Genomic DNA, 24,793 nt, shown 5'->3' with positions numbered 1-24,793 from the left:
GAGGCATCGTTATGCCATTCATACTTAAGAAAACCAAATCAGACCGCATTGTAGATGCCGTTCTTTACACCGTACTCGGACTTTTCTGTTTAGCAACGCTGTTTCCAATCTACTTTGTCTTCATTATGTCAATCACACCCTATACGGAAGTGCTCAAGAACGGTGGATTTGTCATCGTACCGCATGCGATCACATTCGAAGCATTCAAAACGATTTTCTCCAGCAACACCGTGCCCAAAGCTCTGCAAGTATCGATATTCGTTACGGTCGTTGGAACAGCGTGTAATCTAGCGATTACAACGATGCTGGCCTATCCGTTATCGAAGAAATTTTTGCCGGGGCGCAATGTCGTTCTGATGGGCATCGTGTTTACCATGTTGTTCTCAGGGGGGATCATCCCCATGTATTTGACCGTGAAAGCCACGGGATTAATGGATTCACTATGGGCACTTATCATTCCAGGTCTGGTATCGTCCTTTAATATTCTGATTATGAAAACCTTCTTCGAAGGCCTTCCCTATGAAATTGAAGAGGCTGCGAAAGTGGATGGCTGCAGCGATATTGGTACACTTATACGGATTGTGCTGCCACTCTCGATGCCGATTATGGCAACGCTTGGTTTATTCTATGGTGTGAATCACTGGAATGCGTACTTCGGCGGGGTCATGTATTTAAATGACCGCAGTCTATATCCAATACAGGTTGTTCTGCGGAATATGATTGTGTCACCAGCCATTAGTCAGGAGCTTGCCATTTCGCAATCTTCATTAAATACAATGCCGCCGGAAACCATCAAGATGGCAACCGTTGTGGTGGCAATCATACCAGTTCTTATCGTGTATCCGTTTCTACAAAAATATTTCGTCAAAGGCATGCTGTTAGGCGCTGTCAAAGGATAAGTCTAACAGCAGCTTTACCCCAATTGGCTGTAAGCCAGTTACGTATTAAGTACAAGGAGGTGACAACGGGGAGTAGATCTGCAGTGGATATTTCAACGCAAACGATTCGTATCCAATGATTTGACGGAAGTAAATGGCTTGATCGTAGTTTCATACTCGTTCTCATTCTTCTAAAACGAACAGGGGGGTCTTTCATTTGAAAACGTTATCAAAAGTAACTACGCTGTTATTAGCATCTTCGTTGGTCCTTGTCGCATGCACGAGTTCGAAAGAGGAGGCTTCTACTTCCCCAGCGAACACGGCGGCGACAACGTCGTCGAGCCCAGATGCCAAGAAGGAAAAACTAGACCTGAGTTGGATGGTTATCGCAGATGCAAGCGCCCAACTTCCTTCCGCCGATAAAGACTTCGTGAAGAAAGCGATTGAAGAGAAATTCAATGTCTCACTGAAAATGACCTACTTGCCGTTTGGCCAAGACTATACTAATAAATTGAATACGATGATCGCATCTGGCGACATTCCTGATGTGTTCTACGCTGACGGTGTACCTTCTAATAATTACATCCGAGATGGTGTTGCAAGAGATTTGACGGGGATTGTCACCCCGGCCAAAATGCCGAACTACTTCAAAAATTGGGTGTCAGAAGCAACTTTGAAGTCGTATCAGGTGCAAGGTGCATTCAAGCGTGCCCCTGTTCCGTACGAAACTAGCTACTACCGTACCTTTTATATTCGGAAAGACTGGCTCGACAAGCTTAATTTGAAAATGCCGACGAACTATGACGAGCTAGTGAGTGTCATGAAAGCTTTTACGTTCAATGATCCAGATGGTAATGGCAAGAACGATACGTATGGTTTTACAGCGGCAGGCGGCGGTGCAAGTATATCGATGGACTTCCCAGAATTCCTGAAAAACGGCTTTGCTGGTGATACGTATGTAGAAAATGATCAGTTTATCGATGTTCGTACCGATATCCGCATGCAAAATGTGCTTACGGATATCAAGGCGCTACTGGACATGAAAGTTGTCGATCCGGACTGGTTCCTGAACAAATACGGCCAGCACTTTGATAAAGCAGCACAAGGTAAAGCAGGTATTGTGATCGGTCAAGGCAGAGACCTTGCTTTCGACAACAATCCGGCTGGATTGCAAATGAAAGCAAAGGCTGCAGGTCAAACAACAGCAGACTGGGAGCCGTTCCATCCGTGGGAAAAGACCGGTACTTGGGTAGAAACGATTCCACAAAACCCGTTCTTGATCAGCTCCAAAAGCTCAGATGCCAAAGTACAGCGCTCTATTGAAATTCTGGATTGGCTCGCTGGCGAGGAAGGCTTCTTGTTGACGCGTTACGGGAAAGAAAACGTGGATTACAAACGCAATGGGAAAGACATCGAAGTCAATCAAGATGCCTATAAAAAAGACGTAATCGACAATAACAACTTTATTGAAGTGTATGGTTGGTTTACACCACGTAAACCGGAAGTGTTCGGATTGAATATCATTGATCCTAAAGTAACCGAGCGAGATAAGAAGATCGTTGAAAAAATCAACTCTTACAAGATTCTTCCATCGGTGGGTACTGCTCTTACTGTCAAAGAAGGCATGGATATCGGAGCTATGCGCAAACGCATGAACGAACTGCATGTTCAAATCTTGTATAAAGAGAAGGACGCTGCGAACTGGCCGCAATATCGCCAAGAAGTGATGACCAAATTCGGTGGCAAAGCGATATTTGAGAACTATGCGGAACTTACATCCACAGCCAAGGGCAAACCGATCAAGTTTAAATCGGACAACTAAATCGTAGTCGTTCTTCGGATCAAGCAACTCAGACTGACGAAAGTATGGCGTGTTCGCCAGTCTGACTTTGTAGGTATGTGAACTACCTAGGGAATGGAGGGCTTCCCGCGTGCGATTGCAAGGAAAACGTGCATTAATTACAGGAAGTGCCAGAGGCATTGGACAAGGGATTGCAGATAAATTCGTGCAAGAAGGGGCAAATGTCGTATTGCTTGATTACAGGGCGGATCAGCTTGAAGTATCTGCTGACACAATTCGAAAGAAAGCCATAGATAGAGGGCAAACACCTTATGTTGCAACCGTCGTCTGTGATTTAAGCGTGCCGGAGCAAGTGGACCAGGCTGCTGAAAAAGCGTGGGCTTACTGGGATGGCATCGACATTTTGGTCAATAACGCTGGCATTGCAACACGTGAGTCGTTCATCGACATCCCTCTCTCTCGTTGGCAGCAGGTGATCAACATAAATTTGAATGCGGCGTTCCAACTGAGCCAATGGGTGGCGAAGGGGATGATTGCTGGTGGGATTCACGGTTCGATCGTCAATATGGCCTCGAAAAATGGCTTAGCCGGAAGTGCCGTATTGGCTCATTACAATGCATCCAAAGGCGGCGTTGTTTTGCTAACGCAGTCGATGGCTGTTGATTTGGCTCAGAATAACATTCGTGTGAATAGCGTTGCGCCTGGCTTCATCGATACACCGCTTGATCGCGAGCTGAAGGAGAGATCGGAAGTCACACTTTCATTAACGGAACGAACCCCGATGCACAGGCTCGGTACCATTGAGGAAGTGGCGAACGCATTTCTATTCTTGGCATCAGACGAAGCATCCTACATAACGGGTACGACACTGGTTGTGGACGGAGGTCATCTCGCCAATGCTTGTGATTTGTAAACTTTTGTAACCAAACATCAGGATTGCGTGCAAGGAGGACTTACTAACATGGCAGATGAGGACAACAAGCATGGGGTAAATGAGGGAGATAAACTTCGTGGTGACAAATATTTTAACGATACTGGGCTTTGGGGGTTTATCCATCGTTCATTTACGAAATCCATGGGCTATACAGACGATGATTTGAAAAAGCCAGTCATCGGCATTTGCAACACGTTCAGCGAGTTGAATAAATGTCACTCTCATTTTAGGGAATTGACGGACTATGTAAAGCGTGGTGTCTGGCAAGCCGGTGGTCTGCCCATGGAATTCCCGACTATTTCGATTGGGGAACCCTATGTCAAACCTACGACGATGCTGCTTCGGAATCTCATGGCGATGGACACGGAAGAAATGGTCAAAGCGCATCCGATCGATGGCGTTGTGCTCCTCGGCGGCTGTGACAAGACAGTACCTGCGCAGCTAATGGCTGCGGTGAGCGCTAATATTCCAGCGATTGTCCTAACCGGCGGACCGATGCTGAACGGCAAATTAAAAGGCCAGACGCTTGGCGCCTGTACCGACTGTTATCAGTTTACGCTTGAGCACAAAGCGGGCAATATCTCAGACGAGCAGCTCACCGTTGCTGAGAATGCCATTTGCCGCAGTGATGGTCACTGCATGGTGATGGGGACGGCGAGCACAATGGCGGCGATTGCCGAAGCACTTGGTATGGCACTCCCTGGCTGTGCGGCAATTCCTGCCCCAGACTCCAGGCGGCGACATATGTCCGAGCAGACGGGGAAACAGATCGTGGAGCTCGTCCGTCGCAATATCCGACCGCGTGACATTATTACAAAGGAATCACTGGATAACGCAATTCGAGTAACGATGGCATGTGCAGGATCAACCAACGCTATCATCCATCTGGTAGCTATTGCTGGACGACTTGGCTACCGATTACCGCTTGAAAGGTTCGACGAAATTAGCGCAACGACGCCATTTATTCTGAACGTTCGCCCATCCGGCAAATATCAGATGGAAGAGTTTTTCGAAGCAGGCGGCGTGCCGTCGCTGATGAAGGAAATTGAACCACTGCTGAACGGCAATTGTTTGACCGTTACGGGTCAAACAGTGACCGAGAACCTGCGAGGTGTGCGGGTCACTGACCGCGAGCTGATCTATCCGCTTGAACAGCCTATTGCTCCGCAAGGCGGTATTGCGGTGCTGCGCGGAAATCTCTCTCCGAACGGGGCGCTGATCAAGCAAACGGCAGTTTCACCGCATCTCAAAAAACACCGAGGATGCGCCGTCGTCTTCGAATCGCCAGCCGATCTGAATGCACGGATTGACGATCCCGATTTGGACGTGGATGAGAACAGCGTCCTCGTGTTGAAAAATGCGGGACCGAAAGGCGCGCCAGCGATGCCGGAAATCGGGCAAATCCCGATTCCGAAGAAGCTGCTCATGCAAGGGGTGCGCGACATGGTACGTATTTCGGATGCCCGCATTAGCGGCACTTCGTACGGCACTTTGATTGTGCATGTTGCTCCTGAAGCAGCTATTGGTGGGCCTCTGGGCCTCGTGCAGAACGGCGATGAGATCGAGCTCGACATCGACATGCGCAAACTGGAGTTACATGTAGATGAAGAAACGCTTCGAGAACGCAAAACAAAGTGGGAGGCTCCTCCACCTGCCTATGATCGAGGGTATGGTCTCCTGTTCCTGGAACGTGTGCTGCAAGCGGATGAGGGCTGCGATTTCGACTTCCTACTGCCGCCTGAGCTTCGCAAGTAGCGATGTAAATAATTGTCTTACCTATCCCCCTTACGAAGAGGAGTTGTTCAACGATGTTCTTCCTAGATGACAAAAAGGGAAAATCGAATGCGACGAACGTAAGCAACGTGGAGAATCAAACGGACAGTAAGTCAAATGACGCCATCAGTAGACGTAAAGTTTTGGCGACGATAGGGCTTGGCGGCGTCATGTTGGCTGGCAGTGTCTTAGGCCCCCGATTCGCATCGGCGGATAATGGGTCGTCGAACGACAAAGATGGCAAAGATGATAAAGACAGTAAGGACGGCGATCGCGTACAGCAAGTTAACAATGTGGCTGAACTAAAGTCTCTCCCGCCAGGTCAGTTGAAGGATGGCCAGCATGTGTTCGTTGGCGGTTACAACAAGAACGGGGATGGAGGCGGTAAGTTGGTTCGCTTTGTAGCGGACAGTACCAAGGCTGACAACGGGGGTACCGTGCATAGGCTGACGAATAGCGGCAATGGACGCGAGGCGAATGATGCAGGCAAGGGAAACAAACCTCCCAAAGGAGGAGGTTGCTTTGAAGTCGTACATAATGGCGTAGGCGATTTCCGGTGGTTTGGTATTTTCGATACGAGTCAAAATGCGGATAATGCGCTGGATGCGTTGGTCAACGACCTTTCAATCCACCGTGTCGAAGCACACTCAGACCTTAATTTCGTGAAGCGCCATGTGTATCACCGCAGTGACATCGAAATTGATTTCCACGGCCACACGGTCACGACCGAAGGAATCGAACTAAATACGTTAGACAACCCGTTCGGAGCGGTCATGTTTTTCCAAGGTGTCGTAACGGGTGTGACACAAACAGTTACGCTATCGGAAGATATATCTGAATATTCAGATATATTTGAAGTGACTGATTCATCCATCTTTGAGGTCGATAGCTGGTGGCACGCGCAGATTAAGAATAACGCGGCTGGCGGTGCTCAACGTGAGCTTGATTATCTGATCAAAGTGACGGAAATTTTCGATGCCACCCACGTCAGGTTTAACTATAAGCTCGGTTGGCTGCTCGCTAAGGGGCGTCCGATTACATATAAAAAAGTGAATCCAGCATTCCGGTGCCATGTGCGCAACATGAATTTTATCGGCATACCTGTGCCGCCTAACGGCACTAGTCTCAGGCCTTTTCCGACTTGGGATCAGATTGGATCGAATCCGGTTGCTTATGAATTCGCAGTTGAATGCGATGCATCGGGCATCAAAGCAAGTAAAGTGTTCTGGCCAGTTGTCATGCGGAGATACAACACGCACTATGTGACAGAACGCTGCCAATTGATGAACCCAGAAGAACGCGATTGGGGCGGAACTGGCTATTTGACGCAGCAGATCAACGTGTTGTATGGGCATATCCGAGATTGCAATACGAGCAATGCACGTCACTTGAATGATTTTACCTGCGCAGCTTATTGTATGGTTGAGAACTGTCACGGTGATGGCGATGAGTACGGTCCGTTCGTTACGCACGGTCAATACGAACATGATCTGACTTACATCAACAACTCAGGTCTTTTGTCATTTGCTAACAGCGGCACGACCTGGGGGGACAGTGCGAAGCGTGTGACCGTCAAGAAGCACATCGCATCGCGAATTGTCGCGAGCAAGCGGTTAACTGACTTGACACTTGAGGATTGCCATGCCGTCGTTACGTACACCAAACCTGGGGTGAAAATGGCTAATTCAGGTTCATTCTGGGTGAATATGGATGGCTTGCAGATGAGAGGCTGTACGGCGCAAGAGATGGTGACGATATCCAAAGGCTCCTCGCGTGCCAAAAGGAAGAACATCATCGATAGCTGCTCCTTCGGCATGCTGAAGGGCTACGAAATCGCCCGTCCTATTCGCAGTGGAACGACCCAAGTAGGGTACACGCCGAGCAACGGTGAACTCACCATTCTTAACAGTGAATTCTACAACATTGAAGAGGTCACACTCGGAAGTATCAATAAACTGACACTCATTAATACGTGGTTCAAAGGTCTCCCTCAAGTAGGAGGTACTGTAAAGGTTGGTACGCGTGAAATCATTATGCAAGGTGGTGGTCTCGTTGATTGCTGCTTCTTGCTCACCGGTGCTTGGGATAAGGTGGGAGACGTCAACAATCCGAAGAATAAGCCTGACCAATGGATCACCATTGACGGCAGTGCGATGTTCAGCGGAGTAAATGGTGAGAAGGCGTTTATAAAAAGTGTAGATCCAACGAATGTCGTTACATGGAATTTTGGAAACTGTACGAGTGCGGCCTCGGATGCTAGTACAGCACATTTCTCCATTCAAGGTGGAATGAATAAATTGAAAGCGATCGGCTCCCAATTTACTGGAGGGAAGTATGAAGTAACAGCTGATGCATTTGGCAACGGTGCCTACTTCTTAATGACTTCTTGCGTGGAAGAAGGCGTCAATCGGACAGCACTTCCAGCAGAAAGTGATAGGGTGAAACATAGTGTAGGCAATTTATCGATTTCTTAATAGTAGGCATAAGAATAACAGGCAGATTTAATGGATGGAAGGGTTTCATCGCATATCCGGTAACGTTATGTTGTGAAACCTGATGTACATTGACATGTGATGGTGGGTCGTTGCTATAATACAAATAACAATGCAGATACAGGATGTGCCCATGTTTCCTGATCTTGTCAGTGTATCGGATGGAAATGAGGTTTATAGATGGAAAAACGGACAACTCGCAGCTCATCTCGTACGCGCTTGAGCGAACTCGTCAACACATTGAGAGAAGATATTTTGACAGGAAAGCGGCCGGTAGGGGAATATTTACCTTCCGAGAAAACGTTCGCCGCGGATTACAATTTAAGCAATCAATCGGTACGAAAAGGGCTAGACGTTCTGGTTGCAGAGGGACTTATTGAGAAAATTCCTCGTGTTGGTACCAAAGTTGTCGGTGCTCCTGAAGGCGCTTTCGTCACAGTGAAGCTTGGCTTCCATAGTTCCGTTACGGATGAGGCGGATATTCATAGGCTGCTATCTAGCTTTCAAAAGGAAAACCCTCATATCCGCGTACAAGCTGTGCCTACTTCCAGCAATAACTACAGTTACATCAGCGAGTACTTGTCCAGCGGTCTTCTCGACGTAGTCATGATGAACTTTAAGGATTTTCAGGAATGTGTGGAAACGGGTGAAGAAGGTATGCTGGAGCCGACGGAACGGAATCCAGAGCTGTATTCATTTTTATCAGATGCCTTTGTGGCCGATGGTCGTCAGCTCGTGCAACCTTTTATTTATTCACCACTTATTCTTTGTTATAACCGGGAACATTTCCATGAGGCGAACTTGCCGGAGCCAGATAGCAGCTGGCAGTGGAAGGATCTGATCACCTATTCGTCCAAACTGGCAATTCCAAATGAACGCCTCGGTTTTCACTGTGACTTGTATTCGCCAAATCGTTGGCCACTGCTTCTGTTGCAGACAGGCGGGAAGTTCGAGCGTCATGAAGATGGCAGACTGAAGCTTGCAGGTACAGCTATGATGGATGCGCTTCGCTATTGTGGCGAGATGAAGCACAGTATTCCTTCGTTATCAGAAGGCATTACAACGGGTGAATCAGAGCTGCTCTTGGCCAAAGGCAAAGCGTCGATCATCATGACCAGTTACTTCTACTTAAATTACTTACTCGGTGAGAGGCTGTCCTTTGACATTGCACCTGTACCGCATTTTGGAACACCGATGACGATGCTGCTTAACACGGGACTTGCAGTTAATCGGAAGTCACAAGTAAAGGACGCGGCGGTTAAGTTAGTGGAATATCTAACTAGCTATAAGGCCCAACTTTTCGTTCGACAGAACACGTACAGTCTTCCCGCCAGAAAATCTGCCGCAGAGTGGGTCGGGGAAGAGAAACGCTATCTGCCGTCCAGATTTTCACTATTTCGCGAGACGATACCTGGGTTTCGATATTTCACGGATTTAGCTATAAGTGCAAGCGAGTTATCAGACATAAACCAAGAACTCAAAATGTTTTGGGCTGGCTTGGAGACAGAAGAGGTATTGTGTTCACATATCGAAGAACGTCTTACTGTTAGTTCTGTGTGAGAACAGCATCCAATCACGAACGTTGTCGTTCAAAAGTTGTCTAACCAGAAGGAGTGAGTTATGTGCCGCATTTTAGTGCTTCAACTATTATGTTACTAATTATAACTGCACTGGTATTGTTCGGTCCCAAGAAGCTGCCTGAATTAGGTCGTGCGTTTGGCAAGACCTTAAGGGAGTTCAAGAAAGGAACCAAGGGCTTCATGGAGGAAGATGAGACACCCCCTTCCCTGCAGTCACGTAAGGATTCCAGTATGGATGAGGCCAATAAACGATAAATAATTCCCTATAAAATATAGCAATGAAACAGATCGACTCGATAGGGCTATTGCCGGACGGAGTACGGTCTCTTTCCGATGCCATAAAAATGCCATTAAGACGCCAATTAACGCATGTTGGAAGACTATATTTTAGATAAAAGGCGGTGTAGAAGATGATTTTTGATTGTCATACGCATTTATTTCTTCCCGGTCAAACCGATGGACCTTTCCTAGCTGCGGTAAAACGCAGTTGGGGTGAGCATATGGACATCCTTGCAACGCCAGAGATGCATGAAGAAAATATTCATTCTTTCGATGGGGCAATCGTGCTTGCTTTCGACGCTCCTGCTACCGGCATCCAAGTACCTAATCATGTTGTTGCAGAGTATGTAGCTAAGCATCGTGGACGATTATTCGGCTTTGCAAGCATCGACCCAAACAGGCCAGCTGCGGCTCGGCTGCTAGAAGAGGCTATCAAGGAATATGGTCTTAGCGGACTTAAGCTAGGTCCGATCTATCAGAATTTTTATCCTGGTGAACAAAGTCATTTTGAGTTGTATGCCAAAGCGGATGAATTGGGATTGCCCATTATGTGGCATCAAGGCACCTCTTTTGTACCCGAAGGATACCTCGATGCGTCCAGGCCAGCAGCATTAGATCCAATAGCCCGTGCATTTCCTAATCTGAAAATGGTTATTGCACATATGGGACACCCTTGGGTGGATGAATGTATTGCCGTAGTTCGCAAAAATGCCAATATGTATATGGATTTATCGGCATTAGGTTCACGCCCATGGCAGTTCTATAACGCACTCGTTTCAGCCATGGAGTATGGGGTCACACATAAGATTTTATTCGGCTCCGATTATCCTTTCTTCAGCACACAACAAACCATTGACTTGTTTCGGAATATTAATCACTTGGTTGAAGGTACGAAGATGCCGCACATTCCAGAGCAGATCATCGAAGACATCATTCATCGCAACACGCCAGAGATACTCGGCCTGACCGCATCCCTATAATAAATCATTTTCAGGAGGTATGAGATATGTCAAAGAATATTGAGCTGTATGAGGAATCGAAATTATACTCGCCAGGCGGGGTACATACGTCCATTCGTAACGTGAATCCTATGAAGGTGTTTACGAAAGGTGAGGGCGCTTATATTTATGATGCAGATGGCAAGAAATACATCGATTATCAAGGTGCATTTGGCCCGATTATTTTGGGTCACAGCCATCCTTACGTCAATCGCAAAGTGATTGAAGCTATTGAGCGAACGGATTTGTACGGCGTTGGCTGTACGGATCTAGAAGTAGAACTAGCTCGCAAAATTTGTACGCACGTCCCTTCGTCAGAGCAAGTGCTTTTTTGTAATTCAGGATCTGAAGCTACCTATCATGCAATTCGCTTGACTCGTGCGATTACAGGCCGTAATAAGCTGATCAAATTTCAAGGCTGCTATCACGGCTGGCACGATTATGTCGCTCGTAACATGCTTAGTTCTTGGGATATGATTGGCAAAAGAGATCCAGGCTCTGCTGGTATGTTAGATGAAGCCATCGATAATACCTTGGTCTGTACGTTTAATGATTTGGATGATGTTGAGAGGACCTTCCGTGAAAATAAAGGGCAAATCGCATCGTTGATTGTCGAGCCGATTCCCCATAATATCGGTTGCGTAATGCCGCAGCCTGGCTTCTTGGAAGGGCTTAGTGAGCTTTGCACCGCACATGGAGCACTGCTTATTTTTGATGAAGTAATTACAGGCTTCCGCCATGATATTGGCGGTTATCAGAAGGTTGCTGGCGTTACCCCCGATTTGACAACGATGGGTAAAGCGATGGCGAATGGCTATCCAATCGCCGCTGTAGCGGGTAAGCGTGAATATATGCAGCGTTTCAATACTTACCCAGGTGGGGATGTGTGGTTTGCAGGCACTTATAACGGGCATGCCGTAGGCACGGCCGCTTCGATTGCAACACTTGAACTGATGGAGAACGAACCGGTACATGAGCATATTTTCCGGTTGGGCGAGAAGATGCGTTCTGGCATTCGGGGCATTCATGAGCGGCTTGGCATCGAGGCATATGTAGCAGGCTTTGGTTCCGTATGGACGACGTATTTCATGAATAACGAGCCGAAGAACTACTCGGATTTACAGCAAAATGATGCTGAATTATATGTAAACTATCGCAAGAAGCTGATCGAAAAGGGCATCTTCAAAATGCCGATGAATATTAAACGCAATCATATTAGTTACGCTCATACCGATGAGGACGTCGACACAACACTTACGATCATCGAGTCCGTATTGAAGGAACTTGTTCATAAATAATCTAACGTTAGGAGTTTACGGCACATGAAATTAGTTTCGTTTCTTCATCAAGGTAACTACCGATTAGGTGTTAAAAGAGAGCAAGGTGTGGTCGATGTTGTGGCGGCACTCTCTGCAGTTCCAGAAGTAAAAGCAATTCCGACAACCGTCCACGAAGTTATCCATGGTGGTACCGAAGCTTTGAGCTATCTTCGTTCATTTATAGAACGGGTCCTTGTTTCGGATACAGATAAAACCGCTTATCTATTGGATGAAACTACATTAACTCTTGGATCATGCGTCACGCATCCGAATAAAATCATTTGCGTGGGACTTAATTATCGTAGACATGCAGAGGAAACGTATGCACAGATTCCGCAATATCCCATATTGTTCAACAAGTTCAATAACGCCTTAGCGGGACATGGGGAGGACATTTCGTTACCTAAGGTTTCGGAGAAAGTGGATTATGAAGCGGAATTAGCCATTGTCATTGGTAAAACAGCGAAATATATTTCGAAGGAACAAGCTCTTTCTCACGTCTTTGGGTACTGTAATGCGAATGATTTGTCTGCCCGTGATTTACAGGTAAGGACACAACAGTGGCTATTGGGAAAATCGTGTGATCAATTTGCCCCTATCGGTCCCTATATTGTGACAGCTGATGAAGTCGGCAACCCGAATGACCTTGAGATAAAAACGGTTGTAAATGGAGAGGTAAGGCAGCATTCGAATACATCGGATATGATCTTCCATTGCGATGAAATCGTCAGTTACATTTCACAGCATATGACGCTAATGCCGGGAGATATCATTTTGACAGGGACACCTGAGGGGGTTGTGTTAGGGTATCCCCCAGACAGGCAGGTATATTTGAAGGATGGGGATATCGTGACGATTGAGATTGAGAAGCTCGGAGCACTGACCAATCGGATGGTGGCGGAGTAAGTGGAGTGTTGAACAAACGGGACTGTCTCACAAGTAGAGTAACTACTTACGATACAGCCCCGTTTTTTTGTTATAATCTATGTAATTGGATTAGGCCAATAATTTCAAAAACTCACGCATAAAGCCTGGTAAGTCCGGCCAAGCATGACCGCTGACGAGCTTTCCATCGACATGCAGCGTATCTGTTGTATAAGTCGCGCCAAGTGCTTCAACATCCAAGCGACATGCGTTATACGCGGTCAATGTGCGCCCCTCGAAGAGGGAGCGGTCTTTCAGAGCGGCGAAAACTTGTGCACCATGGCAGATGGCACCGATAGGTTTATCCGCTTCAAGGAAATGACGAAGGATGCGTGGAACATCTTCACTCGAACGAATATATTCGGGAGCTCTGCCACCAGGAATGATGAGTCCATCGAACTGGCTAGGATCAACATCGGCGAAAGCGACGTGGGAGGGGAGAAGATGCCCTGGTTTTTCGGTATACGTTTCCCAATCTTCAACAAAATCGTGAACGACGGTACGAAGTACTTTTTTTGTGGGAGCCGCGATAACAGCCTCATATCCCTCCTCTAGTACACGGTAATAGGGATAATACACTTCCAATACTTCAACAGCATCACCCGTTAGAAATAAGATTTTCTTGGACATGAAATCACTCCTTGGAAATAGATGGTAATCCATATTTAATTATGAACAAACCTTGTTTTCTTGTATACGGGTGGAATTTGAGATGAATTGTCGAATTGGATGATGTTATAATAGAAGATATGTCGAAAATGTGGGGAATGATTAAATTATGAAAGCTTATTTAGAACTGCTTAAGGATGTCTTAGATCAAGGTGTAGAAAAGGGAGATCGCACGGGAACAGGAACGATTTCTGTTTTTGGTCGTCAGATGCGAATCAACTTGAGCGAAGGTTTCCCTCTCTTAACAACGAAGAAGCTGCACATCAAATCCATTGTTCATGAGCTACTTTGGTTCATAAGTGGCAGCACGAATGTTCAATATTTACGCGATAACGGTGTTACGATCTGGGACGAGTGGGCGGATGAAGACGGGAATCTGGGCCGCGTATACGGTGCGCAGTGGCGAACATGGTTAGCCCCAAATGGTCAGGTGATCGATCAAATCGAGAAGCTGATTCACCAAATCAAGACGAATCCAGATTCACGCAGACATTTGGTCAGCGCTTGGAACCCCGCGGAAGTGGATCACATGGCCTTGCCGCCGTGCCACTATGCGTTTCAATTTTATGTAGCGAACGGTCGGTTATCATGCATGTTCCAAATGAGATCCGTGGACACGTTCTTGGGTCTGCCTTTTAATCTGGCGTCGTATGCCCTGTTAACCCATATGATTGCTCAGCAGTGTGATCTGGAAGTAGGGGATCTAATTTGGAACGGCGGCGACGTGCACATTTATCAAAATCATGTTGAACAAGTGAACAAACAGTTACTGAGAGAGCCGCAAGAGCTGCCAACGCTTCAAATCAAAAGGAAGCCAGCTTCCATCTTCGATTATCAATTCGATGATTTTGAATTTCTTAATTACACACCGCTGCCGGGTATTAAGGCGCCGATTGCGATCTAAGGAACTTGCTGTAACGAAAGGAGTATTCGCCGTATGAGTATCTCATTTATTTTTGCTATGGATCGCAACCGAGCCATTGGCGTCAATAATAAGCTGCCTTGGCATTTGCCAGGCGATTTGAAATTTTTCAAAAATGTGACGATGGGGCATCCCATCCTGATGGGGCGCAAAACGTACGAGTCCATCGGCAAGCCGCTTCCCGGAAGACGAAATGTCATTCTCACGCAAAATACCGCGTACCAAGCCGAAGGTTGCGAAGTTATTCACTCGGTAGACGAAGCGATTGATGCGTTCCGTGACCAGGAGCTGTTCGTCATCGGCGGAGCAGAGATCTTCAAACTATTTGCCTCCCATGTGAATCGTATGTACATAACTTACATCGAGGATGAGTTTGAAGCGGATACCTTTATGTCGGATCTCGACTTGTCCAATTGGACTTTGGTATCGTCGGAGCAAGGCGAGCGTAATGAGAAGAATCCGTATGAGTACTATTTCCGAATTTACGAACGGAATTAGTTGAAAAAGGAGAAAAGTTCTGAGTTTATGATCTGGTTCTAGCAGATAGCTCAGGGCTTTTTTTGATTGATTGGCAACAAATACGGCGTCCACTGGATAAATCCAATAGTTTGCATAATTTGAGAGCTTCAAACCTGATTTGATTGGACGTATCCACTCAAATCATAGAAAAAGTCCCTTTTGGGCCTATTTTCAATGGATAAATCCAATGCAACAATTGTTCTTGGCGTTTATTTCGAGATTACACTGTATATATCCAATGGGAAGAGTTAATGTTCAGACCAGGAAGCAGAATGAATGAGCGGAACAAGAGCTGATTTAACTTTAAAAGCCCCTGGTAGTTACTCTGTCCGGAACAGAGTAACTACTAGGGGCTTTCGTTTATAAAGATGTTTCACTCACTTTATTTACGTTTTCTAACCAATGATACGATTAACGCTAACGCGCCAAGCACAACAGCAGTAATGGACAGGTACAGCGACGTATTTGATTCCGAGCTTTCCCCAGCAGATGCTGTACCAGCCGTTACATTTCCGTGACTGTCCGTAGTTGCACCAGCGGCAGCTTTTGCTTTAACGGTAGTGACAGAAGCGGGTTTGTCCGAGCCATTCGCCCCAACCCATTCCACGACAGTGCCGTCCTTGTAAGTTTGGTAGGCTTTCCAGACGATTTGAGTAGCAGTATCAGCCACTTTACCCTGCATGCTGAAATCACCGAATTCAGTTGCTCCGAGTCCATCACCCGTTGCTGTCCAAGTAACGCCAGTGATTTTGCCGGCAGCATCTTTGGCGATATCATACTTCCAACCTGCTTTAGGTTCAAAACGAGAAACAGCTACGGAATCAAGTGGGAATTTGACTTCGACTTTCGTAGTCGCACTGTCCTTCTCCGAAGGTACACGTACAGTGAAAACTTCGTAGCTGCCTTGCGTAGCTTCTTTTGGATATACAGTGACGTGAGCACTAGCAATTCCCACAAGTAGCAGGGATGCGATCATCATCGAGCTTGCGGTTAACATGAACTTTTTAAACATGGCATTTATTTCCCCTTTCGATATCAACTCTTACCATGTTGTCCATCTTACCTGATCGACAAGCATAAGAGTATGACTCGACTGGGCTATTTTTTCGACTAGTTTTGTCCTTTTCGTGTCAGTCCGTGTTTAATAGCGAATGCGGTGAGCTGTACGCGATTCTCTAAGGATAGCTTCACGAGAATATTTTTCATGTGATTTTTCACAGTATGCTCGGAGATGAGCAGCTTCTCGGCAATGACTCGATTATTATCCCCTTGTGCGACATAGGCGGTAATTTCTTGTTCGCGTGACGTCAGCATGTGAGGGCTCGGGCCTTCTGTTTGAGCGCCAACCGGAGAACGGAAACGTCCGAATAGTTTGTCTGCCATGCCGCGCGCCACCTCTGAATTATCATCAAGCAGGGCACGCAGGTAGCTGAGCCATTCATCGGGATCCATATTTTTGAGCAAATACCCTTGTGCGCCGAATTGCAAAGCCGTGAAGAGATCGGCAACATCATCCGAAACGGTGAGCATAACGATGCGTATCCCGCCATAGGCTTGTTTAATGTGCCGTGTAGCCTGTAATCCGTCCATCGGTGACATATGGATATCCATCAAGACGACATCGGGAGCAAGTTCTCCACAAAGTCGAATGGCATCTTCTCCTGTACTGGCTTCTCCAACAATAAAGAAATCAGCGCATGGAGCAAGCATGCTTTGTATCGCTTTGCGTGCTAAGGGATGATCATCAACAATAAGAACGCGAAACGGCATAAGATCGGGCATTAGCTGTTCACCGTTCTTTCAGCTTGTACAATCAGTTCCGTGCCAGCGTCTTTCTCACTTAGAAGCTCAAGCGTAGCCCCAAGTTCGGAAGCTCGTTTTTGCATGAGATCGATGCCGTAAGTCGTGCTCTTCGCATTAGCTTTCGTAGCGGGCTGCAGTCCGCACCCATTGTCCGTGATGTGCATTCGCCAGTGATTGTTGTCATCTTCCAAATGGAAAGTAGCATCTGTTGCCATCGAATGCTTGCGGATGTTAGTGAAAGCCTCTTGCATAATGCCGAAAAGGAGGATTTCCTCATTAGGTGAGAAGCTGTTTTCGGTGATGTTCACGGTCTCATGAAGTTCAATGCCTGTAACCAACCGCCAGTTGTCTAAGTAGGTATGAATGCGTTGCCCAAAGGAAGTACCTTCTTCTGGCGGTGTTCTCAGATTGAAAATAGCTTGGCGAAGTGAATTGTCGATTTCGGAAACAGCGGCTTTTGCTTCTTCGATGTCACCTTGACGCAGCTTCACGTTCAAGAAGAAGAGGGTCTGCGCCAAATCGTCATGCAGCTCCCGAGCCAGACGCTCACGTTCTTCGAAGACTGCTCTGCGGGCTTCACTGAGCAGGATTTTCTCGTTGCTGCGTTCCATGCTGGTAAACATCCAGGAAGCGAAGAGATACGAGAGGAGCAACGTAATGACTGTGATCGTAAAATTGCCGGCTTCCATCGTCAAATAGCGCAGTAAAAATTCATGACGAATATATTCAAAGCCGCCAATAATAAAGACGGGCACCAGCACCGTAAAAAGCTTGTATTTTCGCATAGTCATGCAGAGGATCAGCTCCTTAATAAAATAAAAGTATGGAATAGACTTCCTAAGAAATGATAGCTGTAGGATTGGAACGGTTTCTATTATATCAGATCTCATTTAGAATTCTTCACAAAAAATAGATGCGGTACTTCTCAATTCCCACACGCTTGTGCTACATTATTATTAAATCGTAACACGAATGGGGAAGGTGGGGTTAATTTACCATGTGGAAATCTTTGCTGGAGGATAGGAAAAGCTGGGCCGGATACGTTGGCTTTATCATCCTCCTACACGTATTAGGGCTGATCGGTTTATATACCGTGGCCAAAACATCTCCCGCTTTCTGGGGGATCGGACTACTGGCTTACACGTTAGGGATGCGTCATGCGTTCGATGTTGATCATATTGCTGCCATCGACAATACGGTGCGTAAGCTAGTACAACAGAAGAAAAATCCACTAGGCGTCGGTTTTTACTTTTCATTAGGCCATTCGTCAGTCGTATTCGTCATGGCGATTGTAACGGCCTTCTCGGTGCAATGGGCAGCTCGTGAGCTTCCATGGATGCAGCGGTTTGGCGGTGTGATCGGCGCTTCTGTCTCTGGGCTATTCCTGGTCATCATTGGTATTATCAATCTGTTAATCCTTATTAGCCTCTATAAAATGTTTCTGAAGTTTCGCGGCGGCAAATACGATAACGACGAGTTTGAAGAGCTGTTAGAATCGCGTGGGTTCATTGCGCGACTCATTAAACCGTTATTCTCATTCATCACTAAAAGCTGGCATGTTTATCCGTTAGGCTTCCTATTCGGTTTAGGCTTTGATACGGCAAGTGAAATCGCCTTACTGGCTATTTCTGCGCATGCGGCGAAGGATGCAATTCCGTTCATTGGTGTGATTTCGCTGCCTCTCTTGTTCGCAGCTGGGATGAGCCTATTCGATACGGCAGATGGTATGTTTATGACGAAAGCGTACAAATGGGCTTTTCATACGCCAGTGCGCAAGTTATATTACAATTTGACCGTTACCGCACTTGCGGTTGTAGCGGCGTTAATAATTGGTGTGATCGAGCTTGGACAGGTGCTTTCCGAGGAATTCAGTATGGAAGGCACGTTCTGGACGTGGCTGCAAGAGATTGATTTTGGTACGTTAGGCTTTATTCTGGTTGGGATGTTCGTCGTCGCGTGGATCGTTTCGATTGCCGTCTGGAGAGGCATGAAGATTGAGGAGCGCTGGGGTGCAAAGTACAATCCATAAAAGAGATGGGGCCTCTGCGTAAGCGCATGAGGTCATTTTTTGTGCATGGTGAACAATGGAATATGAATTTTTTCTAAAGGTAATGATAGAAAAAAGGATTTTTCAATTATTCGTTGAAAGTAGTCTGTCTAGCACTTGAAATTGTGTAAAAGAAAGTAGGACGAATCATGATTGAGTTTAAACATCTTTCAAAGGTATATCCAAATGGTACTGTTGGCCTAAATGACATTAACCTTACCATACACCCAGGGGAGTTCGTTGTAATCGTAGGTTTATCAGGCGCTGGTAAATCCACACTGCTACGTTCAATTAATCGTCTGCATGAGACGACAAGCGGTGAGATTCTAATCGATGGGAAATCCATTACTAAAGCGAATGGCGCACAGTTGCGTCGGATGCGTAGAGACATCGGGATGATTTTCCAGACCTTTAATTTAGTCAAAAGATCCACGGTTATTCGTAACGTCCTTTCCGGTCGCGTTGGCTATCATTCCACACTTCGCACGATGTTTGGATTGTTCCCTAAAGCGGACCTTGAGCTTTCGCTCAAAGCACTGGAGCGGGTTAATATCCGTGAAAAAGCGTATTCGCGCGCCGATGAATTGTCCGGCGGTCAACAGCAGCGTGTTTCCATTGCAAGAGCGCTCGCACAGGAAGCTAAGATCATCTTGGCGGACGAGCCGGTCGCGTCATTGGATCCGCTTACGACTCGTCAAGTGATGGATGACCTGAAACGGATTAACAAAGACCTCGGGATAACAACCGTCGTCAACCTTCACTTTATCGATTTGGCTCGCGAGTACGCGACACGCATTATCGGACTTCGTGCAGGGAAGGTCGTGTACGATGGACCTGTTGCTGATGCGACGGATGATGTGTTCTCCGAGATCTACGGCCGCGCTATCAAGAAAGATGAGCTGCTGGGGGTGCAGGAGGGATGAGTGTAGCAACCGTCAAAAAGCCTCCGCGCACCAAGTTTTATATGATCATCGCAATCATGGTGCTTTTCTTAATCGGCAGCATTTATCAGACAGATGCGACGCTGACAAGATTAGCTACGGGTACGCCGGAGATCATGAAATTCATCGCAGAAATGTTTCCGCCAGATTGGCTATTCTTCGCTGATATTTGGAAGCCGATGGCCCAAACCATACAAATGTCCATCCTAGGCACAATTGTTGGAGCGTTATTCGCGTTCCCAATGGCGTTGTTGGCTGCACGTAACGTAACATCGTCGCCGTGGTTGTCCTATCCTGCTCGATTTATTATGAATTTTGTTCGTACCATTCCTGATTTGCTCTATGCAGCTTTATTTGCCGTATTAGTAGGCTTTGGTCCAACAGCAGGTACGTTAGCTCTAATTTTCTTTACTTTTGGTATTATTTCAAAACTTTCTTATGAATCAACGGAAGCGATCGACCCAGGTCCTCTTGAAGCGATGACAGCAGTTGGAGCTAATAAACTGAAGCTGATCCGCTTTGGGGTTCTGCCACAAGTTGCTCCTACGTACTTGGCCCATTTTTTGTACACTTTTGAAGTGAGTATTCGTGCATCTGCAATCCTCGGTCTGGTTGGCGCAGGTGGTATCGGCTTATTGCTCAAAAACACACTCGATCTGTTCCGTTATGATCAGTCTTGTGCCATTGTTATTTATACGTTATTGATCGTCGTCATCATTGATTTGGTGAGCACACGATTCCGCACGTATTTGCTAAAAGGCAGTGCCAAACCGATGTCTGAAACACAAGCTAACACGTATAAAATTATTGGCGTAGTAGCTGTGATCGGTCTTCTTGTATGGGCGTTAACTGGCTTGGAGCTAACTGGATTCCAACCAACCACTTGGATTCTTACAAAAGCGATGATCAGTGGATTATTCCATCCAGACTGGGCATATGTCTATATCCCAGAAGGCGAAGATTTACTTCGTTCCTTGCTTGAAACCTTATCGATTTCCTATCTAGGTAACTTCGTATCCGCGATCGTTTGTCTTCCTTTTGCTTTCTGGGCCGCGGCGAATATGAGCAAGTACCGTGCTGTTTCTGGTACTGGGAAGCTATTCCTAAGCGTCGTTCGTACGATTCCAGAAATCATTATGGCTTTGATCTTTATTAAAGCAGTTGGACCGAACGCCTACGCGGGCGTAATGGCTCTTGGCTTGCATTCTGTAGGGATGTTGGGCAAATTGTATGCCGAGGCCATTGAGAACATGGATATGGGGCCTACCGAGGCCATGACAGCCGTTGGAGCGAATTTCTGGCAGCGGATGTCATTCGCCGTCATTCCACAGGTGATACCAGATTTCATTTCGTATACATTGTACCGTTTTGAAATTAATGTCCGTTCCGCGACCTTACTTGGCGTCATTGGTGCTGGGGGAATCGGGACACCGCTAATCTTCGCATTGAATGCAAGGCAGTGGCCGCGTGTAGGTATTATCTTAATTGGGATTATCGTCACTGTATCGGTTATTGACTATATCTCGGGAACACTGCGGAAACGAATCGTGTAACCTATGAGCTAGACGAACAAAAAAGGCAGTTCCTGAAGGTTATAACCTTCAAGGACTGCCTTTTTACTTCAAGAGCCACTTTACTTACTGATGACTCCGCCTTGCGCAACCAAATGGAGGATACGAGGCTCACGTAGCCGATGCGTAGCTTGCGTGAGGGGTTCATCCGGCCCTATAATTTCAATTTGTTCAATTAAGGTGATTGGGATCATAATGTTGTTTATTTTTAAAAGCTGAAATTCTGGGTAATACTGCGCAATGACGCCTCGAACTTCATCGGTGCCGCACCGAATAATCACTTCTGTTTTACGCATGATCAGCATTTCGTACATCCCGTTTTTCACCCCACAATGAGTTATGACACGACCGACTTAGTAAACGTTTGATAGATGAAAGTAAACGATGAGCTTGGACGGGCGTGCCACATTCATAATATGCAAGGAAAGTCTGGTATAGAATGTAAATTTTAGAAGGGAAAAACCACCGCGTCATGGATGTTAGACACATGCTGCGGTGGTTTGTTCTGTCGTGTGTAATTTAATTTACAATTATTTCGAAATTATTTCAAGCCCATTGCTTTATTAGCTTCACGAACGATGTTGAATTTATCATCAGTCGTAGCTACATAACCTTGGTGTGTGTATACATCGATGATCACTTTTTTACCTTCTGGATCGTTGCCGATCGCGATGAAAGCATCTTGAATTTTCTTCTTCCAAGCCGCATCCATATCGGAACGAACAGCGATTGTATCGTTTGGAATTTTGTCGGAGAAAGAAAGAACTTTCGTTTGTTTGAAGATTTCAGGGTAATCTTTCAACATGTTAGTACGGATATCTTGGAACACGCCTACTGCATCAACTTGGCCGTTAAGAAGTGCGATAACCGCTTTGTCATGTCCTTGGAATTGAACACCTGTAACATCTTTCACTGGATCCACACCAGCTTGCTTCAATACAAGACCTGGGTATACATAACCAGCTGCTGAAGTAACACCTTGCCAGCCCATTTTCTTACCTTTCAAATCAGCAACGGATTTAATTGGTGAATCGGCTTTAACAAGAATTTCGGATTTGTAGAAATCGACAAGTTCTTTCGTTGGTTGACCTGTTGCATCATCAACGCCAAAACGTTGTGCTTGTACAAGAAGATCAGCAGCTTTACGGTTATCGTGAGCAACAACATAGTTACTTGGTGGCAAGAAACCAACATCGACTTGTTTGGAAGACATAGCTTCGATAACAACGTTGTAATCTGTGGAAACGGAAACCTTAACTGGAATTCCTAATTTATCTCCAAGCAATTTTTCAAGCGGTTTAGCTTTTGCTTCAAGTGTCTCTGCATTTTGGGAAGGTACGAATTGTACTCTAAGTTCTTTAGGAATGAAACCTGCAGCTGCTGCTGGAGTAGCCGTTGCCGCTGCTGTTGCTGCTGCAGTCGCTTTAGCAGTTGATGAAGCAGCTGGAGTTTCGTCTTTTTTTGCGCAACCAACAAGTGCACCTGCAGCTACGACCATGGATAAACTTAGTACTGTTAATTTTTTCATGTTTTTTTTGACCTCCGTTTAAATATTTACTTTTTATCTATGTTGTACTATAACATTATCATAAGAGATATGGAAGATAGTGTGAAGTATTTGTTAAACTGACAATTGATATGTAAAACTTTACAATAATTATGAACTGGAGTGAATCGCTTGACGCAGATTGGACAAGCACGAACAAGTCATATTACGATTTTAGAAACGAGCGACCTCCATGGGAATATGTTTCCCATTCATTATGCAAATAATCATCCCAATGATGTGGGATTGTCGAAAATCGCCACTTTAATCACACAGAAACGCGCCAAGGAAGCGCATGTCATAGTGTTAGATAACGGGGACCTGATTCAAGGAACGCCTCTCGCCTATCACCACGCACGCTTGGATAATGAACCTATGAATCCTATGGTGCTAGGACTGAACTATTTGAAATATGATGGTGCGGTACTCGGGAATCATGAATTCAATTATGGCATGGACGTACTCCAGAAGGCAGTTCGAGAATCTAATTTCCCTTGGTTGTGTGCCAATATTGTGAATGAGGAGACGGGAGAACCTTTCTTTGGTAAACCATATCTGATAAAGCAATTTGCGGATGGTGTACGTATAGGGATTCTTGGATTAACAACGCCGTACATTCCGAATTGGGAAGACCCGAAGCATATTGTGGGCTTACGGTTTGAAGATCCTATTGCAGCAGCTCGTACGTGGATACAATTTCTCAAAGAGCAGGAACAGGTAGATGTCGTTGTGGTGTCCTACCATGGTGGATTTGAAAGAGATATCGCAACTGGTGAGCCTACGGAACCGCTGACAGGCGAGAATCAAGGGTACCAACTGTGTATGGAAGTAGAAGGGATAGACGTTCTACTCACAGGTCATCAGCATCGAAGCATTGCTGGGGCCCAAATTAACGGAGTAACCATCGTTCAACCTGGTACAGCTGGCGTCACACTTGGGAAGGTGGACATCGTGCTAGAGCAGGTAGAAGGGAAGTGGCGCATCGCTTCCAAGCAATCGGAGCTTCTATCAGTTGCGAATGTGGAGCCAGACGAGGTGCTGCTCACGCAGCTAAGTACTTACGAGGCGAAGACACAGCTATGGTTGGATCAACCCATCGGGAAGCTTACGGGGGACATGCTCGTGAAAGATCCTATGCAGATTCGTACTGAGGACAATGCGCTGATTGAGTTTATAAACAAGGTCCAGATGGAGCTGTCAGGTGCCCAGATTTCAAACACGGCGTTATTCGATAACGTTTCACCTGGATTTCCATCAGATATTACCATGCGGGATATCGTTTCCAACTATATCTATCCGAACACGCTCAAGGTCATTCGAATCTCAGGTCAAGATATTAAGGATGCCTTGGAGCAGTCTGCGGAGTATTTTGAATTAGCGGAAAATGGAGAGCTGCAAGTAAGCAAGTCCTTCATGGAACCGAAGCCTGCCCATTACAATTACGATATGTGGGAGGGAATCTCTTACACGTTAAACGTTTCTCGACCAGTCGGCAATCGGGTTGTTCAGCTGGATTTTGAAGGGGAGCCGATTGGGCTAGATGCTTCTTTCGATGTGGTCATGAACAATTACCGCGCTGCAGGCGGGGGCAACTACGCCATGTTTCAGAATAAGCCGGTTGTGAAAGATATTCCAACAGATGTAGCAGAGCTTCTGGCAGGCTACATTATGGAACGAGGGACTATCGAGGCGAGCGTAAATCATAACTGGAAAGTGATTTGGAAATAGTTCGACGTGTATGTAAAAAGCCTGACAAGAGCAAGAGAATCGTAAGATCCTCGGCTTTTGCCAGGCTTT

22 protein-coding genes are annotated in these 24,793 nt (G+C 46.2%); 16 read left to right on the top strand and 6 right to left on the bottom strand.

The window, feature by feature from the left end:
• Nucleotides 1-11 precede the first annotated feature (11 nt).
• The 10 genes from L6I86_RS19275 (at nucleotide 12) to L6I86_RS19230 (ending at nucleotide 12,960) form a co-directional block, all read left to right on the top strand.
• The gene (locus tag L6I86_RS19275; RefSeq protein ID WP_236289671.1) at nucleotides 12-899 is read left to right on the top strand and encodes a carbohydrate ABC transporter permease; all 888 of its coding nucleotides are present in this window, start codon (nucleotides 12-14) and stop codon (nucleotides 897-899) included.
• A 196-nt stretch (nucleotides 900-1,095) separates the two neighbouring features.
• The gene (locus tag L6I86_RS19270) at nucleotides 1,096-2,700 is read left to right on the top strand and encodes a type 2 periplasmic-binding domain-containing protein (RefSeq protein ID WP_236289670.1); all 1,605 of its coding nucleotides are present in this window, start codon (nucleotides 1,096-1,098) and stop codon (nucleotides 2,698-2,700) included.
• Between the two features lie 109 nt (nucleotides 2,701-2,809).
• Nucleotides 2,810-3,592, top strand: coding sequence for an SDR family NAD(P)-dependent oxidoreductase (locus L6I86_RS19265; protein WP_236289668.1), 783 nt, complete (start codon nucleotides 2,810-2,812; stop codon nucleotides 3,590-3,592).
• Nucleotides 3,593-3,640: 48 nt separating this feature from the next.
• Nucleotides 3,641-5,368, top strand: coding sequence for an IlvD/Edd family dehydratase (locus tag L6I86_RS19260; RefSeq protein WP_236289666.1), 1,728 nt, complete (start codon nucleotides 3,641-3,643; stop codon nucleotides 5,366-5,368).
• A 53-nt stretch (nucleotides 5,369-5,421) separates the two neighbouring features.
• Nucleotides 5,422-7,860, top strand: a complete 2,439-nt coding sequence (locus L6I86_RS19255; RefSeq protein WP_236289664.1) for a hypothetical protein — start codon at nucleotides 5,422-5,424, stop codon at nucleotides 7,858-7,860.
• 198 nt (nucleotides 7,861-8,058) lie between these two features.
• On the top strand, nucleotides 8,059-9,438 hold the full coding sequence (locus L6I86_RS19250; protein ID WP_236289662.1) for an extracellular solute-binding protein: 1,380 nt from the start codon (nucleotides 8,059-8,061) through the stop codon (nucleotides 9,436-9,438).
• 62 nt (nucleotides 9,439-9,500) lie between these two features.
• The gene (locus L6I86_RS19245; protein WP_276574881.1) at nucleotides 9,501-9,713 is read left to right on the top strand and encodes a twin-arginine translocase TatA/TatE family subunit; all 213 of its coding nucleotides are present in this window, start codon (nucleotides 9,501-9,503) and stop codon (nucleotides 9,711-9,713) included.
• Nucleotides 9,714-9,868: 155 nt separating this feature from the next.
• Entirely contained in the window at nucleotides 9,869-10,717 is an 849-nt protein-coding gene (locus tag L6I86_RS19240; RefSeq protein ID WP_236289658.1) for an amidohydrolase family protein, read from the top strand.
• A gap of 26 nt (nucleotides 10,718-10,743) precedes the next feature.
• On the top strand, nucleotides 10,744-12,033 hold the full coding sequence (locus L6I86_RS19235; RefSeq protein ID WP_236289656.1) for an aspartate aminotransferase family protein: 1,290 nt from the start codon (nucleotides 10,744-10,746) through the stop codon (nucleotides 12,031-12,033).
• 24 nt (nucleotides 12,034-12,057) lie between these two features.
• Entirely contained in the window at nucleotides 12,058-12,960 is a 903-nt protein-coding gene (locus L6I86_RS19230) for a fumarylacetoacetate hydrolase family protein (RefSeq protein ID WP_236289655.1), read from the top strand.
• Between the two features lie 90 nt (nucleotides 12,961-13,050).
• On the opposite strand, the gene L6I86_RS19225 is transcribed toward L6I86_RS19230, so the two are convergent.
• Nucleotides 13,051-13,608: a DJ-1/PfpI family protein gene (locus tag L6I86_RS19225; protein WP_236289653.1), complete on the bottom strand. Its 558-nt coding sequence runs from the start codon at nucleotides 13,606-13,608 to the stop codon at nucleotides 13,051-13,053.
• A 148-nt stretch (nucleotides 13,609-13,756) separates the two neighbouring features.
• Here L6I86_RS19225 and thyA point away from each other — a divergent pair, with 148 nt between their 5' ends.
• Both thyA and L6I86_RS19215 read left to right on the top strand, forming a co-directional pair.
• Nucleotides 13,757-14,551, top strand: coding sequence for a thymidylate synthase (gene thyA, locus L6I86_RS19220; RefSeq protein WP_236289651.1), 795 nt, complete (start codon nucleotides 13,757-13,759; stop codon nucleotides 14,549-14,551).
• 33 nt (nucleotides 14,552-14,584) lie between these two features.
• Nucleotides 14,585-15,067 carry a dihydrofolate reductase gene (locus L6I86_RS19215; protein WP_056609326.1) on the top strand — a complete coding sequence of 161 codons (483 nt, stop codon included), beginning with the start codon at nucleotides 14,585-14,587 and terminating at the stop codon, nucleotides 15,065-15,067.
• A 403-nt stretch (nucleotides 15,068-15,470) separates the two neighbouring features.
• Here L6I86_RS19215 and L6I86_RS19210 read toward each other — a convergent pair whose 3' ends face one another.
• The 3 genes from L6I86_RS19210 to L6I86_RS19200 form a co-directional block, all read right to left on the bottom strand.
• On the bottom strand, nucleotides 15,471-16,100 hold the full coding sequence (locus tag L6I86_RS19210) for a YcnI family copper-binding membrane protein (protein ID WP_236289650.1): 630 nt from the start codon (nucleotides 16,098-16,100) through the stop codon (nucleotides 15,471-15,473).
• 98 nt (nucleotides 16,101-16,198) lie between these two features.
• On the bottom strand, nucleotides 16,199-16,858 hold the full coding sequence (locus L6I86_RS19205) for a response regulator (protein ID WP_236289648.1): 660 nt from the start codon (nucleotides 16,856-16,858) through the stop codon (nucleotides 16,199-16,201).
• 11 nt (nucleotides 16,859-16,869) lie between these two features.
• Nucleotides 16,870-17,682, bottom strand: a complete 813-nt coding sequence (locus L6I86_RS19200) for a sensor histidine kinase (RefSeq protein WP_236289646.1) — start codon at nucleotides 17,680-17,682, stop codon at nucleotides 16,870-16,872.
• A 206-nt stretch (nucleotides 17,683-17,888) separates the two neighbouring features.
• Between L6I86_RS19200 and L6I86_RS19195 the strand changes: the two genes are divergently transcribed.
• The 3 genes from L6I86_RS19195 to phnE all read left to right on the top strand — a co-directional run bounded on the left by L6I86_RS19195 (nucleotide 17,889) and on the right by phnE (nucleotide 21,432).
• Nucleotides 17,889-18,920, top strand: coding sequence for a HoxN/HupN/NixA family nickel/cobalt transporter (locus L6I86_RS19195; RefSeq protein ID WP_056609334.1), 1,032 nt, complete (start codon nucleotides 17,889-17,891; stop codon nucleotides 18,918-18,920).
• Between the two features lie 167 nt (nucleotides 18,921-19,087).
• Nucleotides 19,088-19,861, top strand: a complete 774-nt coding sequence (phnC, locus tag L6I86_RS19190) for a phosphonate ABC transporter ATP-binding protein (protein WP_056609336.1) — start codon at nucleotides 19,088-19,090, stop codon at nucleotides 19,859-19,861.
• Nucleotides 19,858-21,432 (top strand): phosphonate ABC transporter, permease protein PhnE, encoded by a 1,575-nt coding sequence (gene phnE, locus L6I86_RS35935; RefSeq protein WP_082595210.1) that lies wholly within the window; start codon nucleotides 19,858-19,860, stop codon nucleotides 21,430-21,432. The genes phnC and phnE overlap by 4 nt, the downstream gene beginning before the upstream one ends.
• A gap of 80 nt (nucleotides 21,433-21,512) precedes the next feature.
• Here phnE and L6I86_RS19175 read toward each other — a convergent pair whose 3' ends face one another.
• Together L6I86_RS19175 and L6I86_RS19170 are read right to left on the bottom strand one after the other, a co-directional pair.
• Entirely contained in the window at nucleotides 21,513-21,746 is a 234-nt protein-coding gene (locus L6I86_RS19175; protein WP_236289644.1) for a hypothetical protein, read from the bottom strand.
• Nucleotides 21,747-21,991: 245 nt separating this feature from the next.
• Nucleotides 21,992-22,978, bottom strand: a complete 987-nt coding sequence (locus tag L6I86_RS19170; protein ID WP_236289642.1) for a phosphate/phosphite/phosphonate ABC transporter substrate-binding protein — start codon at nucleotides 22,976-22,978, stop codon at nucleotides 21,992-21,994.
• A 141-nt stretch (nucleotides 22,979-23,119) separates the two neighbouring features.
• Between L6I86_RS19170 and L6I86_RS19165 the strand changes: the two genes are divergently transcribed.
• A complete protein-coding gene (locus L6I86_RS19165) occupies nucleotides 23,120-24,724 on the top strand; it encodes a bifunctional metallophosphatase/5'-nucleotidase (RefSeq protein WP_420851909.1) in 1,605 nt (534 codons plus the stop codon).
• The last annotated feature ends 69 nt before the right edge of the window (nucleotides 24,725-24,793 follow it).

The organism is Paenibacillus allorhizoplanae, assembly GCF_927798215.1.
Lineage (GTDB): Bacteria > Bacillota > Bacilli > Paenibacillales > NBRC-103111 > Paenibacillus_E > Paenibacillus_E allorhizoplanae.
This window is presented reverse-complemented; position numbering and strand designations above follow the sequence as displayed.

Bases quoted from the DNA above. Each gene is read 5' to 3' on its own strand.
- L6I86_RS19275 (WP_236289671.1), top strand. From the start codon at position 12: ATGCCATTCATACTTAAGAAAACCAAATCAGACCGCATTGTAGATGCC.
- L6I86_RS19260 (WP_236289666.1), top strand. From the start codon at position 3,641: ATGGCAGATGAGGACAACAAGCATGGGGTAAATGAGGGAGATAAACTT.
- L6I86_RS19255 (WP_236289664.1), top strand. From the start codon at position 5,422: ATGTTCTTCCTAGATGACAAAAAGGGAAAATCGAATGCGACGAACGTA.
- L6I86_RS19250 (WP_236289662.1), top strand. From the start codon at position 8,059: ATGGAAAAACGGACAACTCGCAGCTCATCTCGTACGCGCTTGAGCGAA.
- L6I86_RS19240 (WP_236289658.1), top strand. From the start codon at position 9,869: ATGATTTTTGATTGTCATACGCATTTATTTCTTCCCGGTCAAACCGAT.
- L6I86_RS19235 (WP_236289656.1), top strand. From the start codon at position 10,744: ATGTCAAAGAATATTGAGCTGTATGAGGAATCGAAATTATACTCGCCA.
- L6I86_RS19230 (WP_236289655.1), top strand. From the start codon at position 12,058: ATGAAATTAGTTTCGTTTCTTCATCAAGGTAACTACCGATTAGGTGTT.
- L6I86_RS19225 (WP_236289653.1), bottom strand. From the start codon at position 13,608: ATGTCCAAGAAAATCTTATTTCTAACGGGTGATGCTGTTGAAGTATTG.
- thyA (WP_236289651.1), top strand. From the start codon at position 13,757: ATGAAAGCTTATTTAGAACTGCTTAAGGATGTCTTAGATCAAGGTGTA.
- L6I86_RS19215 (WP_056609326.1), top strand. From the start codon at position 14,585: ATGAGTATCTCATTTATTTTTGCTATGGATCGCAACCGAGCCATTGGC.
- L6I86_RS19210 (WP_236289650.1), bottom strand. From the start codon at position 16,100: ATGTTTAAAAAGTTCATGTTAACCGCAAGCTCGATGATGATCGCATCC.
- L6I86_RS19205 (WP_236289648.1), bottom strand. From the start codon at position 16,858: ATGCCGTTTCGCGTTCTTATTGTTGATGATCATCCCTTAGCACGCAAA.
- L6I86_RS19200 (WP_236289646.1), bottom strand. From the start codon at position 17,682: ATGACTATGCGAAAATACAAGCTTTTTACGGTGCTGGTGCCCGTCTTT.
- L6I86_RS19195 (WP_056609334.1), top strand. From the start codon at position 17,889: ATGTGGAAATCTTTGCTGGAGGATAGGAAAAGCTGGGCCGGATACGTT.
- phnC (WP_056609336.1), top strand. From the start codon at position 19,088: ATGATTGAGTTTAAACATCTTTCAAAGGTATATCCAAATGGTACTGTT.
- phnE (WP_082595210.1), top strand. From the start codon at position 19,858: ATGAGTGTAGCAACCGTCAAAAAGCCTCCGCGCACCAAGTTTTATATG.
- L6I86_RS19175 (WP_236289644.1), bottom strand. From the start codon at position 21,746: ATGCGTAAAACAGAAGTGATTATTCGGTGCGGCACCGATGAAGTTCGA.
- L6I86_RS19170 (WP_236289642.1), bottom strand. From the start codon at position 22,978: ATGAAAAAATTAACAGTACTAAGTTTATCCATGGTCGTAGCTGCAGGT.